The sequence below is a fragment of the Betaproteobacteria bacterium genome, assembly GCA_009377585.1.
Classification (GTDB): domain Bacteria; phylum Pseudomonadota; class Gammaproteobacteria; order Burkholderiales; family WYBJ01; genus WYBJ01.
The window spans coordinates 1-15,491 of the sequence record WHTS01000131.1 but is presented as its reverse complement, the minus strand read 5'-3'; the positions used below and the strand labels follow the sequence as shown (position 1 = coordinate 15,491).

The 15,491-nt window shown below is 63.8% G+C and carries 13 protein-coding genes; 4 read left to right on the top strand and 9 right to left on the bottom strand.

Annotated features, from left to right (window positions below; genetic code table 11):
- Positions 1-254: 254 nt before the first annotated feature.
- Together GEV05_26420 and GEV05_26415 are read right to left on the bottom strand one after the other, a co-directional pair.
- Complete coding sequence (locus GEV05_26420; GenBank protein MPZ46855.1) at positions 255-1,322, bottom strand: tripartite tricarboxylate transporter substrate binding protein; 1,068 nt, start codon at positions 1,320-1,322, stop codon at positions 255-257.
- Positions 1,323-1,343: 21 nt separating this feature from the next.
- The gene (locus GEV05_26415) at positions 1,344-2,915 is read right to left on the bottom strand and encodes a CadC-family transcriptional regulator (protein MPZ46854.1); all 1,572 of its coding nucleotides are present in this window, start codon (positions 2,913-2,915) and stop codon (positions 1,344-1,346) included.
- Positions 2,916-3,178: 263 nt separating this feature from the next.
- Between GEV05_26415 and GEV05_26410 the strand changes: the two genes are divergently transcribed.
- Entirely contained in the window at positions 3,179-3,808 is a 630-nt protein-coding gene (locus GEV05_26410) for a cupin domain-containing protein (GenBank protein MPZ46853.1), read from the top strand.
- 62 nt (positions 3,809-3,870) lie between these two features.
- Entirely contained in the window at positions 3,871-4,839 is a 969-nt protein-coding gene (locus tag GEV05_26405; GenBank protein ID MPZ46852.1) for a hypothetical protein, read from the top strand.
- Here the strand turns inward: GEV05_26405 and GEV05_26400 are convergent.
- Together GEV05_26400 and GEV05_26395 are read right to left on the bottom strand one after the other, a co-directional pair.
- Positions 4,815-6,098 (bottom strand): hypothetical protein, encoded by a 1,284-nt coding sequence (locus GEV05_26400; GenBank protein ID MPZ46851.1) that lies wholly within the window; start codon positions 6,096-6,098, stop codon positions 4,815-4,817. The two genes, GEV05_26405 and GEV05_26400, sit on opposite strands and share 25 nt — an antisense overlap.
- A 178-nt stretch (positions 6,099-6,276) precedes the next feature.
- On the bottom strand, positions 6,277-7,203 hold the full coding sequence (locus GEV05_26395; GenBank protein ID MPZ46850.1) for an amidohydrolase family protein: 927 nt from the start codon (positions 7,201-7,203) through the stop codon (positions 6,277-6,279).
- Between the two features lie 219 nt (positions 7,204-7,422).
- Here GEV05_26395 and GEV05_26390 point away from each other — a divergent pair, with 219 nt between their 5' ends.
- Positions 7,423-8,871 carry a helix-turn-helix domain-containing protein gene (locus GEV05_26390; protein ID MPZ46849.1) on the top strand — a complete coding sequence of 483 codons (1,449 nt, stop codon included), beginning with the start codon at positions 7,423-7,425 and terminating at the stop codon, positions 8,869-8,871.
- Between the two features lie 4 nt (positions 8,872-8,875).
- The gene (locus GEV05_26385) at positions 8,876-9,376 is read left to right on the top strand and encodes a methylated-DNA--[protein]-cysteine S-methyltransferase (GenBank protein MPZ46848.1); all 501 of its coding nucleotides are present in this window, start codon (positions 8,876-8,878) and stop codon (positions 9,374-9,376) included.
- 123 nt (positions 9,377-9,499) lie between these two features.
- Here the strand turns inward: GEV05_26385 and GEV05_26380 are convergent, their stop codons facing one another.
- The 5 genes from GEV05_26380 to GEV05_26360 form a co-directional block, all read right to left on the bottom strand.
- Entirely contained in the window at positions 9,500-10,753 is a 1,254-nt protein-coding gene (locus GEV05_26380; GenBank protein MPZ46847.1) for an MFS transporter, read from the bottom strand.
- A 102-nt stretch (positions 10,754-10,855) separates the two neighbouring features.
- Positions 10,856-11,986, bottom strand: a complete 1,131-nt coding sequence (locus GEV05_26375) for a response regulator (protein ID MPZ46846.1) — start codon at positions 11,984-11,986, stop codon at positions 10,856-10,858.
- The gene (locus GEV05_26370) at positions 11,983-12,564 is read right to left on the bottom strand and encodes a chemotaxis protein CheB (GenBank protein MPZ46845.1); all 582 of its coding nucleotides are present in this window, start codon (positions 12,562-12,564) and stop codon (positions 11,983-11,985) included. The genes GEV05_26375 and GEV05_26370 overlap by 4 nt, the downstream gene beginning before the upstream one ends.
- Before the next feature lie 17 nt (positions 12,565-12,581).
- Positions 12,582-13,412 (bottom strand): protein-glutamate O-methyltransferase CheR, encoded by an 831-nt coding sequence (locus GEV05_26365; protein ID MPZ46844.1) that lies wholly within the window; start codon positions 13,410-13,412, stop codon positions 12,582-12,584.
- Positions 13,409-15,491, bottom strand: a 2,083-nt coding sequence (locus tag GEV05_26360) for a response regulator (GenBank protein MPZ46843.1), incomplete at its 5' end; no start/stop codon positions are given. The genes GEV05_26360 and GEV05_26365, both read right to left, overlap by 4 nt.

Sequence of the window (15,491 nt, the reverse complement as noted above, 5' to 3'; positions counted from 1 at the left end):
TCAGCAACCGCCTCAACATTGCATTGGGGCTGGACGATCCGGAAAACCTGTCGAAGGTGGACCCGGAGCTGATGGGCATGCTCGAGGCCAAAGGGTCAAGAACCGGTTAGAACGAGCGCCGGCATCGCCGAATACCGTTTCATGCGCAACCCGCCGAGGCGTTGTCCGCGGCGGCGCGCGTGCGGTGCCTGATACCCAGGCGACGCGCGACGCGGTGGGTTACCGCTCTCCTCTCGCTACGGAGCTCGTGTCCCCTACCGCTGCGGCTCCAGCCCGATCTGTTTGAACAGCTTGCGCATCCGGGCATCTTCGGAGCGCAGCATGGCTGCCAGCTGCTCGGGTGTGCTGCTGACCGCCATCGAGCCGCCGGCCGCCAGGCGCCGTGCCACGTCGGGATCGCCCATGATCTTCACGATATGGCGATTGAGCACATCGATAATGTTCCGCGGCGTCTTCAACGGCGCTACGATGTAGCCGATCGATTCGACGTGGTAGCCCTTCAGCCCCTGTGAGGCGAGCGTGGGCAGATCGGGAATCAGCGGGAACGGTTCCGCGCTCGTTACGCCGAGCGCCTTCAGCTTGCCATTTTTGACCAGTGCCAGAGCGCCGGGCGGCGTGGAGAAAACCACCTGCACTTCGTTGCCCGCCAGCGCCAGCAGCGCCGGCCCGGTGCTCTTGTAGACGATCCGTTTGAGCTTGGTATCGGTGGCGAGCATGAACATCTCGCCCGCGGCGTGCAAGGAGCCGCCCGAGCCGCCGGTGCCGTAGCGCAGGGCGCCGGGCTTCGCTTTCGCGAGCGCCACGAGCTCCTGCACCGAGCTCACATTGAGCGAGGGATGCACGACCAGGACGTTCGGCGATCGCTCGAGCTGCGAGATGGGCGCGAAGTCCGTGAGGATGTCGTATCCGGCTTCCTCCTGCAGGAGCGGAATGAATTGCATGGTGCCGCCGCCGACGGCAAGCGTATAGCCGTCGGGCGTTGCGCCCTTGGTCACCGGCGCTACCAGGCGGCTTGTGCGGTTGTCCACGAGAACATTTTGCCCGAGCGCGCCGGACAGGGCCGGTGCGATGATGCGGGCGAGAAAATCATTCCCGCCGCCGGGACTGGCGGTGACGATGCGAATCGGGCGGGTGGGAAAGTCCTGCGCGCAGGCTGCGCCGATGCCAACGGACGCGAGCACCACGCATGCGGCGACGCGATGAGTTTCCATGACGACCTCCTCGAGTGTGTGCGCGGCCGCCGTAGAAGCGCATGCCGAGAATCGTGCATGCGCGAGGCCGCGAACGTTTCTCCCGCTAGTGTAGCGCCTGCGCAGGAGCATCGCCTAAACAGTTCATCCTGTTCATTCCGGCACGCCTGCCTTGCGCATTGCGAGCATCAAACGTTGTCGATCGACATGCCGGCTCAGCGGATAGCATTGCGCTATCCTTGCTTGGGTCACATGCGGGTCGATCCGAGAATACAACTCCAGCGCTCGACGAACCTCTTCGAGGTTCCCCCGCATTGCATTGGACACGATCGCCACGCGAAGCGCAGGCAGCCAAGCGGGTTTGACGCGCAAAGCCTTCGTTGCCCAATCAGCCGCGTCATCGTCGCGACCTGCGATGAAGTGGGCGAAAGCCATCGCACTTTGAGTGAGGAATACGCGAGGATCGAGCGGATTGAGCCGCATCGCTTTTTGCAAGCTTTCGATCGACCCCTCGGAATCGCCTGCATAGGCGCGAATCCAACCGCTTCGTTGCCAGGCGGTAGTCAAATTGACGTCAAGCTCCAGTGCGCGATCCACAAGGAACAGTGCACGCTCCACGTCGCGAAAGAAATACGCTTGTGCATGGGCTGACCAGCAGAGCGCAACCGGATCCTCTATCCCGATTTGGGACGAGCGCTCGACAAGCCGGTAAATTTCCTTTTCGTCAGGATCAAACGCCCAGCCGGCCGCCCTCGCCAGGAGGTGGCACGAAAGGGCCAGTCCGTACGCGGTCGAGAAGTCGCAATCCTTTTCGATCGCCGCGTAAAACAGTTGCAGTGCCTTGGCATTACCCTCTCGTGTCCACCGATTCCAGCTGTCGAGGCCGTGGAGATACAGGTCGTAAGCGGCAAGATTGCCGGTTGTCCGGTGCTTGACGCGATCGATCTCCGCCTTTTCGAGCTGCGGCGCAATCGCGCCTACTACTCGAGTGACGATCTGGTCCTGCAAGATGAAAATATCGGCCATCCCGCCGTCGAACCGGTCGGCCCAGAGATGATGACCGGTTGCCGCCTCGATCAACTGCCCGGTCACGCGCACTGTGCTGCCTGACTTGCGCACGCTTCCTTCCAGAACGTAACGCACGCCCAGCTCATTCGCCACCTGCTTCATATGGACGTGCTCGCCCTTATAGGTGAAAGACGAATTACGGGCGATGACCAATAGGGTGCGATTGCGTGCCAACGCGGTGGTAATGTCCTCGACTATCCCATCGATGAAGTATTCCTGCTCCGGTTCGCCGCTCAGGTTTGCAAACGGCAGAACTGCGATCGAAGGCTTCTCCGAGATGCTGGACGACGCATTGATGGGGCTCGGTTCAGCAGGACCGCGGTCTTCCAGCACAGCGCCAATGAAGCGGACCCCCTTGCGCGGCAACGTCTTGATGAATCGTTGCGCTTCCCCATTGTCGCCAAGCACGGCGCGGGCGGCATTGATCCGGGTGCTCAGGGCGGATTCGGATACGATGCGTCCCGCCCAAACGGCAGCGAGAAGATCGTCCCTGCTAACTACGCGCTCGCGCTGCTGGATGAGATAGAGAAGCAGGTCGAAGACCTGCGGTTCCACCGCAACGGGTGTTGACCCGCAAAGCAACTCGCGGCGATCCGGGTCAAGCGCGTACTCGTCGAACAAATATCGCACGTTGCGATCCAGCGCAGAGAAGCAGATCGAAAATAAAGGAAATCGTTACCTGCCGGTAAGACTTCCTGAAAGCGGCTCCGTACGTCGTCTGGCATCCTAGTCTACAACCCTCGCTCGATGCGGGTGCAGCTTTCGGCCCGTGTAGGGATGTCTTTCGTTCGAGGGGGACAGTCCCTAGGAGAAAAGCAATGGAGTCTCAGCTGCGTTCAATAGTGAAACAAATCTGCGTTCAGTGCATGAGGAAGCGCCTGATTCGCCATGCCGGGGGTACTGGTTCTGATCGAGAACTCCTGGCTGTGATCTCTCTTCTTCTGACGATCGTACTCGCCGGCCTGATGCCGACACCGGCGCAGGCGCAAGGGAAGTATCTCGTCAAACCCATCACGGAAATGAAAGTCAGGCAGCTGCCCGATGGTCCCCTGTACTGGCGAGTCGAACTCTTTCCCAGCCTCGAGGAAGCAAAGGCTGCGGCGGGTGTTGGCCGCTGGAACCCGGACACCGTGTCGTACGACGGTTCTCCCAGTCTGGTTGCCGAAGTCGCCGGCAAGGTATGGCTATTCACGCTCGGCGCGAAGGACGGCGCAACATCGGGAGGGACCAAGGTTGCGGAAATCGGGCCGGTACCTGCAATCAGTGCTTCAGAATATTTGCTGCGCGTGAACCATGGTTCCGGGCCTCCCGGATCGAAGACGCGGATTCACTCCCATCCAGGCTCGGAAGCGTTCTATGTGGTTTCCGGCCGATTGGGTCAGCGCACGCCCCAAGGCGAGTTCCATGCGGAAGCCGGTCACGCATTGAACGGCCATGCCCCGGACACCCCGATGCAAGTCTTCAACAGCGGCACAACGGACCTGACTGCACTCATCATGTTCGTGGTGGATGCCAACAGACCATTCTCCACGCCAGCGAAGCTGGAATAGCCGTCGGGCTCGGCCCGGTAACGCACTCCGTCAGCGCGTCCCCGCGCCCAAAGGAGAGCAGAATGCAAACAACATTGGCTCGTTTTGCACTCGTGACGCGCATTTTGCGCCCGTCAGTCGCGCCGTGCGGCCGCATGCTGGCGCCGCTTGTCGCATTGGTTGTTGCATTCGCTGAAATGGCGGTGGCAGGACCGACCAGCCCGCTCTATCTTTCGACAGGTAACGAAATCCAGGTGCTTCAGGGCGGGAGCGTTCTGGATTCGTGGCCCACGGGCGAGCAGGAATACTCGATTGCCGTGGATACGACGCTGAAGACATGGACTCAGGGCAATCCCGCCTTAAGTCTGCTCGGTCGGGAATACCTGCTGGACGGGACGCCGACGGGTGGCACCTATATCAACACGGTCGGCTGCTGTTTCCGCGACGGAACAACGGACGGAAAGTTCAACTACGCGATTCGTGAGGCTCCTGTAAACAATGAAATCTATCGATTCAATCCCGACTGGACCGATCCTCAACTCATGACTTTCGGCACAGTAAGTGGCGGGCCCATTGAAGGCCGTAGCAGCGGTATCGCCTATGATTCGAGTGATGATACGTTCTGGTTGGCCAGTTCCAATATCAGCGCCACCGTCAGTATCGTCCTGCATGTAAGCCGCACCGGCGGTGTGATCTCGTTTTTTGGTGTCCCCCGTCAGGCCCATGACCCGTCCCTCGCTTACGATCCCGCGGACAACACGTTGTGGCTCTATCTTTCCGGGCCGCTCGGAGGCGAATCGCAGCTCCTTCAGTACTCGACGATCGACGACCCGAACGCCCCCATTCCTGTTCCCCTTAGCAGTCAACCCGGCAGCGGGTTCGTCCCTGCGATGGAGTTCCAACTCCATCAAACTCCGCCAGCGATTCCTGAGCCGTCGATAGCAGCGCTGCTGGGTGCTGGCCTTGCCGCGCTGTTATGTTTGCGCACCCGGCGATACCGACAGTCCGCGGCAGAGCCGGCGCTCGCTCACAGCACCTCGTTCAGCATGTAGAAGGCATTGTCTTTGAGCTTGTGCCACAAACCGCGCTTGCGCCAACGTTCGAGCTCGATTTCCTTGCACCGCGGCGCGTACTTCTCGAACACGGCATCGAGTCTTCGTGCCGTTGCCGCATCCAGGATGCCGAGCGTGATCTCGTCGTTGGTCTCGAACGACCGGTCGTCGAAGTTGCTCGAGCCGATCGCGCTCCACACGCCATCGATGGTCATCACCTTCTGGTGCAGCAGGGTATGGGGATACTCGAACAGTCGCACGCCGCAGCGCAGCAGCTTTTCGAAGTTGCGGTGCCCGGCGTGCTGCACCATGGGGTTATCGGAGCCCGCTGTGGAAGGCATCATGACGCGCACGTCGACGCCGCGGGAAACCGCGGCTCCGAACGCATCGATCGCTTCGGGTTCGGGAATGAAATAGGGATTCTGAATCCAGATGCGTTCGCGGGCGAGGCATATGGCCGTGTGGTGGAGAATCTTCACGGCAGGCGCCGAACCTTCCGGCTTTGCATACGCCGCGTGGATGAGGATCCGGCCTGCCGGTTCCAAAGCCGGAAATACATCGTCGCCGACGAACAGTTCGCCCGTTTCCCCGGCCCAGTTCTCGCTGAACGCGGCTTGCACGCTGTGCACGATGGGGCCGCGCAATCCGAGGCTCACGTCGGCGAAGTGATCCCCGTCCTGGGCGTTGCCCAACCACGTATCCACGATGCAATGGCCGCCCACGAAGGCTTCACGGCCGTCGATGACGACGAGCTTGCGATGGTCGCGCTCGTTCAGTACGCCGATGTTGCGCAAAGTCCTCTTATGGAAAAGTACGACCCGGCATCCGGCCCGCTGCATCTGTTGCCTGGCCGCCTCGCCGATTTTCCTCGAGCCCGTTGCATCCAGCAGGACACGGACTTTCGCGCCGGCGCGAGCCCGCTCCGACAGCGCATCCGCCACGCGTTGTCCGAGCATGCCCTCTTTCCAGAGGAACGTTTCGAAGTGCACCGACTTTCGAGCCGATCCAATTCGCTCCAGGAGCACGTCGAAGAAAGCGCCATTTTCGAACACTTCGACAGCGTTGCCGCCAACGGCGGTGCTGAGCGTCAGGCCGGCGAGGGAGGGAATCAGCTCGTCGATGGGCGAATCGCATTCGATGCGCAGCTTCGGATCGCGGTGGCGTTTGATCGACCAGATGACGATCGACAGCAACAGAACGAGGCCAACGAACACCGCCACCGCAACAACGGACAGCCCGCCCCAGATCGATGGATTCATCGCATCGGAACCAAATGCATTGCTGAATGCGAAGCGATCAGGGTGCGACGACGGCCTCGCCCGGGCCTGGGACGGATGTCGAGCGGTCCGCGCGACGCGACACCGAAGATGCCGCGCAGCTCCGGGCGCGTCGTCAACACGAGGCAGCCTACATGGGCAGATTGGACGGGCGAATCACTCAGCCCTTTTTCGGCGACCAGCCATAGGCCTTGGCGCAGGCGCCGCCCATCAGCATCGCCCGTTCACTCTCGCTCAGGCGGTCGGTATGGAGGAAGGGCTCGACCGCCTGTTCGTAGTTGACGACCGCGAACGCGCGGGTCCAGTCGGTGCCCCACAGGCAGCGCTCGAAGCCCCAGGCATCGAACACGCGGGCGAGCGGATCCCAGATGTCCGGGTAGGGATACGGTTCGCGCGACAGCGTGCAGGCGCCGCTCACCTTGATTACCGCGTTCGAACGCTTGGCAAGATCCAGCACCTTCGGCAGGTCGGCCCAGGGCTCGGCCGGAGCCGGCGGCGTGCGGGGCTGCAAAATGCCGAGATGGTCGACGATGAAGCGCGTGTCGGGATGGCGGTCGATCAGCGCGGTACCCGCATCCACGTTGCCCCAGAACAGGACGTTGACCGGAAAGTCGTGGCGCACGGCAGCGCGCGCGATCCGATCCAGGCCCGGGTCGTTCGGCTCGCGCTTCGCCTCTTTCGTCAGCATGATGCGGATGCCGACCGTGCCCGGCGTCTGCTTCCAGTCGGCGATCACATCGTCCACCGCCGGATTATCCGGGTCGACCGGCTTGACGAGCGCGAACCGGCCGGGATGGGCGCGCTGCACTTCCACCGCGTAACTGCCATCGTAGCGGTACATGGCAAAGGGGGAGATGAAGATCGCGCCGTCGACGCCGACCTTGTTCATCGCCGCCACCATCTCGTCGCCCGTCACGTGATCGGGCCAATTGGGCACACTGTGCCAGGGTCGTTTCGGCGTGTTCGCCTCATAGGCATGGACCTGGCAATCGATGATCGGCATCGGGAAAGCTCCTCTGTCTGGGTGGTGGCCCGTTATTGCAACAGGTCGCGACCACGGCGTCCAGAAGGGGCGGAGGCTGTGCATGCCTGATGGCGGCGCATCGCCTGCCTCGCCCGCAACCCTCGCTCACCAGCACGCGCACGTGCGAATTGGTGGCGACCTTCGCGGGTCTCCACCTTGAATTCGGCAGTGGTGCCTTGCCTCGATGCCGCCTGCGCTCGCCGTTTTCGGACCTCGAAATCGCGCGGCTCTCATGTCCGAAAACGGCCAGACAACAACCGCCGCCGCGAGCATACTGCACGCATGACTCTGGACCCACACACCTGTTACCGGGCGCTCGAGGCGCGCGATGCACGGTTCGACGGCCGCTTTTTCGTCGCGGTCTCGTCGACCCGCATCTATTGCCGCCCCATCTGCACGGTCAGGCCACCCAAGCGCGAGAACTGTCGTTTCTTCCCCAGTGCCGCCGCAGCGGAAGCGAGCGGGTACCGGCCGTGCCTGCGTTGCCGGCCGGAGCTCGCACCGGGCAATGCAAGCGTCGATGCGACCACGCGCCTCGCGCAGGCCGCCGCCAGCATGATGGAAGACGGCACACTGGACAAGGATGGCCTCGACGCTCTTGCCGCACGCCTCGGCGTCACGGATCGGCACTTGCGCCGCACGTTCGGCGCCGAGTTCGGCGTATCGCCCGTGGAATTCGCACAGACGCAGAGGCTGCTGCTCGCGAAGCGTCTCCTGACCGACACCGCGCTGCCGGTCACCGAGGTGGCATTCGCGAGCGGATTTGGCAGCGTGCGGCGTTTCAATGCGCTGTTCAAGGCGCGTTACCGCCTTCAGCCCAGCGAGCTGCGCCGGGTGCGTGGCACTGCTTCGGTAGCGAGCACGGGCGACGTCCTCGCCTTCGAGCTGAGTTTTCGGCCGCCGTTCGACTGGCGTGCGGTAAGCGCATTTCTCGATGCGCGCGTGATCCGCGGGGTCGAAGCCATGGAAAGCGGCCGCTATCGCCGCAGCGTGCGCCTCGCCTTGGATGGCAAGGAACATCGCGGGTGGATCGGCGTCGAGATGTCGCCGCAAAAGCCGACGCTCCGAGTCGCGGTATCGGCATCGCTCGTCAAGGCGCTGCCGCCGGTGCTCTCGCGCGTCAAGGCATTGATGGACCTCGCCTGCCATCCCGCCGAAGTGGCGCGAGCGCTGGGTCCACTGGCCAAGCGGCGCCCCGGTTTGCGCGTGCCCGGCGCCTTCGACGGTTTCGAGATGGCGGTGCGGGCGATACTCGGCCAGCAGGTGACCGTGGCTGCGGCACGTACCATTGCGGGCCGCTTCGCCGCGGCCTTCGGCGATCCGATCGCAACGCCGTTCGCTTCGCTGACGACGCTGTTTCCAACCGCGGCGTGCATTGCGGCGCTTGCGCCGGCACAGGTCGCTCGCCTCGGTGTGCCCGCTGCTCGCGCGCGCACCATCATCGCGCTCGCATGCGCGGTCGCAGACGGGTGTCTCGTTCTCACGCCCAATGCCGACGTCGAAACCACGCTCGATATGCTGCGTGCGCTGCCGGGCGTCGGCGAATGGACCGCGCAGTACATTGCGATGCGGGCACTCTCCTGGCCGGACGCGTTTCCGCACACGGATCTCGGTGTGATGAAGGCGCTCGGCGAAACCAGCGCGCGGGGCGTGCTGGCTGCGGGCGAAGCCTGGCGGCCATGGCGCGCCTACGCCGTGATGCATCTATGGCAGTCACTGTCAAAGGAGTAGGACGATGCACTACTACGATCTGTACGAAAGTCCTTATGGCCGGATGCTGATTGTCGCAGCAGGCACGCGACTATGCGGCGTCTACTTCGAAGGTCAGAAATATCATGCGCGGGTCGAGCCACAGTGGCGAAGCGATCCGCGTCACGCTCCGCTGCAGCAGGCGCGGCATGAGCTCGCCGAATACTTCGGCGGCGAGCGCAGGCACTTCGAGATTGCCATCGCAGCCGAAGGCACGCCGTTTCAGCGTGCGGTGTGGAAGGCGATCGCCACGGTCGATTTCGGCGAAAGCATCACCTACAGCGAGCTCGCACGGCGGGTGGGCGCGCCGGGCAGCGCGCGCGCCGCAGGCGCTGCGACCGGCCGCAATCCGCTCACGATCATCGTTCCCTGCCACCGCATCGTCGGTTCCAGCGGCAGCCTGACCGGATATGCCGGTGGCCTCGAGCGCAAGCGCGCATTGCTCGCGCTCGAGGCGGGAATCCCGAGCTTGCTGCCGGCGGCCTGACCGGGGACAACGGCGCGTGCAGTCATGCGCGAGGACGGGTGGCAGCGCGGCCATCGATCGCGACCCCCGTGGCGCTGATGTACGAGGTTCGGGCGGAGGCGAGATAGCAGACCCGGTGGCGCTTCAGGTCGGTTTGGGCGCCAGGACCAGGTGTCTCAATGCCGTGGCACGCACCAGCGACAGCCACACGTAGGCAAGCACGATCACTGCGCCGCCCGCGAGCGCCACGCGCGGACCCACCAGCGACCCGGCAATATTCAGCAGAAAGCCGCTCAAGAATACCAACCCCCATACCAGCGTAAAAATGCTCATCACCCGGCCGCGGTAATGGTCCTCCACCAGGGTTTGCAGAATCACCTGCGCGCAGGTGAGGAAGTAGCCATGGCACAGCCCGGCAATAAAGATCATGCAAAACGACAACCAGAACCAGTCGCTGCATGCCAGGCCTATCAGTGCCATGTTATAGACGGTCAGCGCGCCCACCATCAGGTTTCGCGGCGACATGCGCGCCTGCATCCAGGCGTAGGAAAGCAGGCCGGTCAACGCGCCGACGCCGGCGGCGGACACGAGAATTCCAAGACCGCGCGAATCGACCTGCAATAGATCCTTGGCGAATACCGGAAGCACATGGATGTAACCCATGACCACGGAGGCGTTGAGCAGCGCCACGGCGATGACCTTGCCGAACACTTCGTTATTGCGTATGTAACGAAGGCTGTCGGTGAAGTTGTTGAGCAGGCTGCCATGCGAAGGCGTACGGCCGCGCGCTGGGTGCACGAGAAACAGCACTGCGAACATGGTGCCGGCGCCCGTCACGCAAAGCAGAAACGTGGTTGGCGCGCCCGCCGCAGCAATGAGAAATCCAGCGATCGATGGCGCAATCACGCGGCTGCCGCCGAAGGCCATGGACACGAGCGGCACCGCGGAGCTCAACAGTGGACGCGGCAACAGGCGCGGGAAGAAGGAGGCGCGCGCCGGCTCGTCGATGGCGCTCGCCAGGCCCAGCAGGAATGCGCCCAGCGCCAGATGCCACAACTGCGCCACGCCCAACAGCGTCGCCATGCCAACCATGAGGATACCGCTCGCGGAAACGATCTGGGCGCCACCGATGAGCTTGCGCGCATCCACGCGATCGGCAAGTACGCCGCCCAGCAGGGTCAGGGTGAATTGCGGCACGAATCCGCAAAGGTGGATCAACCCCAGTTGCGCCTGCGAGCCCGTGATCTCGAAGGCGAGCCACCCGAGCGTGAACGCAAACATCTGCTGGCTGATCACCTGCGCAACCAGGGCCAGCCAATAGAAGCGAAAGTCGCGCACGGTCAGCGCGAACAGCGGATTGGCCTTCTTCTCCACCGATGACCCGATTGGGGCTGCCATGACGCAAGCTTACCGCACCACGGTCGCGTCGCCGATCGTGACGATCGGTGCGCACCGCCCGCCGCACGATCACGAGCGCGGAAGTGAGGACATGGAGCATGCTCACAGGACCAACTTGGCGCGCTGCTCGTGCGGCAACGGCCTGCGCGGCAGCGTAACCAGGAACGTGGTGTAGCCTTCCGGATCGCTGTGCGCTACCACGCTGGCCCCGTGCGCTTCCACCAGCTGCTTGGCGATGTACAGCCCAAGACCAAGGCCGCCTCGGGTCGCGTTGGCCGACTTGAACGGCTCGAACAGCACGCGCATCTGCTCGGGCGCGATCGCGCCGCGATTGCGAACTTCGATCCTGATCCGGTCAGGATCCGAGCCGTCGACAGTCACCGCGACGGGGCTCGATGCGTCTCCATGCTGAAGCGCGTTGCCGACCAGATTGGAGAAGACCTGGGATAGTCGGTCGGCATCGAAGGTGGCCGTCATATCCCCGACGATTCTCACCTCGACGCGCTCCGGGCTTCTCGAGCCGACCAGTTCATCCAGAATCGGGGCAAGCACGCACGAGATGTCCCACTCTCTCATGCTGAGCGCCATGCCGTCGGTGCGAATCCGGGCCAGATCCAGCAATTGCTCGATCATTCTCGCCATGCGTTTTGCGCTGCCGCGGATGCGTTCTCCTACGCTGGCGACGTTCGGATCTCCGGACTGGCGCACCAGCAGCTCGGCGCTGAGCGATATGGCATGGAGCGGGTTGCGCAGGTCGTGACCAAGCACGGCGCTGATCATCTCGTTCAGGCGCAGCGCGTTCCTGAGCTCGACCAGCTGCTCGGAAAGCCGGCGTCGTTGCGCGAAGAGCTCGACGAACACGTCCACCTTGCTTCTCAGAATGCGCGCATCGAGCGGCTTGTGCAGGAAGTCGACGGCGCCCGCTTCGTAGCCCTTGAACGTGCGCATGGGATCCTGAGAGGCGGCCGTCATGAATATGATCGGCACGCTGCGGCTGCGCTCCACGCCGCGCATCAGCTCGGCAAGCTCGAAACCGTCCATTCCGGGCATGCGCACGTCGACGAGCGCGAGGGCGACTTCGTGCGTCAGGAGCGTTTCGAGCGCGTCGACACCCGAGGACGCCGTAAGCAGGCGCAGTCCGGGGCGAGACAGCGCAACCTCGATCGCCGCGATGTTCTGCGGAACATCGTCGACGACCAGGACGTTCACGGCATCCAGTGCTTGGTCGGTCATCGCGGCCTGCCGATTGCAGCCAGTTCGTTCGCCAGTTGCGGCAGCGGTAGTATCCGGTCCGCACCTGCGCATTCGATCGCGCTTCGAGGCATCACGCTTGCTACCGCGGTCTGCGGCTCCTGCACCCAACCCAGACCGCCAGCAGATCGAATGGCCTTGAGGCCCTTCGCACCATCCTCGTTGGCCCCCGTGAGGACGATGCCGAGCAGGTGGCGGCCATACGCATGCGCCGCCGACTCGAACAGCAGATCGATCGAAGGTCGAGAGAAATTGACCGGCTCGTCGACCGATAGTGCCAGCGTGCGAGTGGGCTCGACCAGGAGGTGGTAACCGGGCGGAGCGACGTAGACGAGTCCTGCCGCGACCACCTCCTTGTCTTCGGCTTCGCGCAACGGAGCCTGGCAGTGCGGGCGCAGCACGTCCACCAGCAAGTCGCCGTTGGTCGGCGGAATGTGCATCACGATCAGGATCGCCGGCTCGAAACCCTGCGCAATGGCTTCCAGCAGCGCGATCAGCGCCTCGATACCGCCGGCCGAGGCGCCCACCGCGACCGCCTGGATCGAACGTTCACCGCCCATCGGCTGCGAGACCTCGTTCATAGCTTTCGGTAGATGCGCTGGCCGCCGGGCACTTCGGCGAAGCTCGGCGCGAGCGAGCTGAAATGCAGGTTTTCCCTGGAGCCGAGCCCCAGGTAACCCCGGTGAACCAGCGCATCTCGAAACAGTGTCAACGACCTGTCCTGCAGCTCCCGGTCGAAATAGATCAGGACGTTCCTGCACGACACGAAGTGCACTTCCGAGAACACCGCGTCGGTCGCCAGGCTGTGGTCCGCATACAGGACACGCTGCCTGAGCGCCCGATCGAAGATCGCGCTTCCGTAGGCCGCATGATAATAGTCGCTCAGGGAGCGAGTTCCACCGGCGGCGAGGTAGTTCTGGCTGAACTGCGCCACGCGATCGATCGGATACATGCCTGCCTTCGCCGCCCCGATTGCCCTGGGATTGATATCCGTCGCGTAGATCAGCGAGCGCTCGAGCAGGCGTTCCTCGTGCAACAGGATGGCGATCGAAATGACTTCCTCGCCGGCGCTGCAGCCGGCGACCCAGGCCTTGATCGAGGGATACGTTTTCAGGAACGGTACGAGTTCACTGCGCAGCGCCTGGAAATAGCCGGGGTCGCGAAAGATCTCGCTCACCTGCACGGTGAGATATTCCAAAGTCTGCGCGAACACGTCCGGCTCGTGCAGCACGCGATCCTGCAGCTGGGACACGCTCCTGCACCCGAATCGCTGCATGGCCTGGCGCACGCGCCGTCGCAGCGACGCGACCGCGTAGTGCCGGAAGTCGTGCTGGTAGCGGTGGTAGATCGCGTCCAGCAGCAGGCCCAGCTCGTAGTCGAACGTGTCGTGGCGCGCCTGATCCGTCATTTCGGCATCCAAACGCGGCACAGCGAGAGCAGGCGGTCGACGTCGATCGGTTTGGAAATGTAGTCGTTGGCGCCCGCTTCGAGGCAGGCGCGCCGGTCTTCGGGCATCGCCTTCGCCGTCAAGGCGATGATCGGGACACCGCTGGCGCTCGATCCTCGAATCTCCCTGATTGCCGTCAGGCCGTCCATCTCGGGCATCATGATGTCCATCAGAACCACGTCGATGCGATCGACCTGCAAGACCATATCGACCGCCTCGCGGCCGTTTCGCGCGATCTTCAGCTTCGCCCCGAGCGGCTCGATCACGCTCGACAGCGCGTAGACGTTGCGCACGTCGTCCTCGGCAAGGAGGATCGTTCGCCCCTCGAACGCCGCGTCGCGTTGCCGCGCCTGGCGCAGCAGCTTCTGTTGATCGGGAGGCAGCTGGGCCTCGACGCGATGCAGGAACAGGGTGACCTCGTCGAGCAGCCGCTCGGGGGAGCGTGCCCCTTTCACGATAATGGAGTGGGAGTAACGCCGCAGGCGTTGCTCGTCCTGCGCCGTCAAAGCGCGCCCCGTGTAGACGATGACCGGGGGCGAAGCGTACTTTTCCCCGCTGCCGATGCGCTCCAGCAGATCGAACCCGCTCGCATCGGGCAGTGCCAGGTCCATCACGATGCAGTCGAAGTCGCCGGAGCCCAGCTTCTCCAGCGCTTGCGCCCCCGTGGCGGCCAGTTCGATGTCCAGGTCGTCGGCCTGCAGCAACACGGCGATGCTCGTGCGCAGCGCCTCGTCGTCTTCGACGATCAGGATCCTGCGCGCCTGGTTGCCGGACCTTTGCTTGAGACTCTCCACCGCCTGTTCGAGCTTTTGGCGCGCTGCGGGCTTGAGCGTGTAGCCGATCGCGCCGAGCTCCAGCGCAGGTTGCGTATGATCGTCGACGGACATCATGTGCACGGGTATGTGCCGCGTCCGCGGGTCGCGCTTGAGCCGCTCCAGCACCGCGAGGCCGGAGTGGTCGGGAAGGCCGACATCGAGCACGATGCCGGACGGCTTCAAGTCGTACGCGAGCTGCAGCGCCTCGACGCCGGAGGGCGTATGGACGCAGTCGAGGTCCAGTTCGTGCGCCACCCCGTACAGGATGCGGGCAAACTCGGGATCGTCTTCCACCACCAGGATCAGGCGCTCGTGACTGCGCGCGGCGCGGTCGTCCTCGATGTGCGAAACGCCTTCGTCCTGCGGCTGCGCGGGCGCGGTTCGCCTTGCGGGCGCTGCGACCGGAGCCGCGGAGCGCGCGCTACGGTCCAAACCGAGCGGCGCGGGCGGGACCGCTGCCGGCACCGCGCTCGAGATTGCGCTCGGCTCCCCCGTCACTTCGGCGGGCACGAGAAGCCTAAACGCGCTGCCCACGCCCACCTTGCTTCGTACCCGGATGCTGCCGCCGAGCCGTCGCGCCAGCTCGCGTGAGATCGACAGGCCCAGGCCGGTGCCGCCGTACTTGCGGCTGGTCGTCCCATCCGCCTGATGGAACGCATCGAATATCGCCGCCTGCTCCTCTTCGGCGATGCCGATGCCGGTGTCCTCCACGGTGAACGCGATCATGCCGCCGGGCTCCGGCGAGACCTCGAGCGTCACGGACCCCGCCTCCGTGAACTTGATGGCGTTCGACAGCAGATTGCGCAGGACCTGTTCGAGGCGGCGGAGGTCAGTGGTCAGCGTGGACGGGACCTGCGGGCCGGCAGACATTTCCAAGGCCAGGTTCTTGCGCGCAGCAAAAGGACCGAAGGTCTCCCGGAGGCGCTCCAGCATCTGCGCCAGCGGGAAGGATTCCACCTGAATGTCCGCGTGGCCGGCTTCGATCTTGGACAGATCCAGGATGTCGTTGATGAGCGCGAGCAGGTCCTGATTGGCCGTCTGGATGACCGTGGCATAGTTGACCTGCTCCTCGGACAGATTGCCGCCCTTGTTCTCGGCAAGCACCTGGGCGAGGACACCAAGACGCTCGCGATCGCGGCAATGTAGAGAGGCAGTGCGGGCCTGCCGGAGAAAATGCAGATTCCCACCGGAAGGATGTAGAAGATCCATTCCGCCAGGCCGAGCC

Bases quoted from the DNA above. Each gene is read 5' to 3' on its own strand.
- GEV05_26420 (MPZ46855.1), bottom strand. From the start codon at position 1,322: ATGCTCCTGCGCAGGCGCTACACTAGCGGGAGAAACGTTCGCGGCCTC.
- GEV05_26405 (MPZ46852.1), top strand. From the start codon at position 3,871: ATGCAAACAACATTGGCTCGTTTTGCACTCGTGACGCGCATTTTGCGC.
- GEV05_26400 (MPZ46851.1), bottom strand. From the start codon at position 6,098: ATGAATCCATCGATCTGGGGCGGGCTGTCCGTTGTTGCGGTGGCGGTG.
- GEV05_26395 (MPZ46850.1), bottom strand. From the start codon at position 7,203: ATGCACAGCCTCCGCCCCTTCTGGACGCCGTGGTCGCGACCTGTTGCA.
- GEV05_26390 (MPZ46849.1), top strand. From the start codon at position 7,423: ATGACTCTGGACCCACACACCTGTTACCGGGCGCTCGAGGCGCGCGAT.
- GEV05_26385 (MPZ46848.1), top strand. From the start codon at position 8,876: ATGCACTACTACGATCTGTACGAAAGTCCTTATGGCCGGATGCTGATT.
- GEV05_26380 (MPZ46847.1), bottom strand. From the start codon at position 10,753: ATGGCAGCCCCAATCGGGTCATCGGTGGAGAAGAAGGCCAATCCGCTG.
- GEV05_26375 (MPZ46846.1), bottom strand. From the start codon at position 11,986: ATGACCGACCAAGCACTGGATGCCGTGAACGTCCTGGTCGTCGACGAT.
- GEV05_26370 (MPZ46845.1), bottom strand. From the start codon at position 12,564: ATGGGCGGTGAACGTTCGATCCAGGCGGTCGCGGTGGGCGCCTCGGCC.
- GEV05_26365 (MPZ46844.1), bottom strand. From the start codon at position 13,412: ATGACGGATCAGGCGCGCCACGACACGTTCGACTACGAGCTGGGCCTG.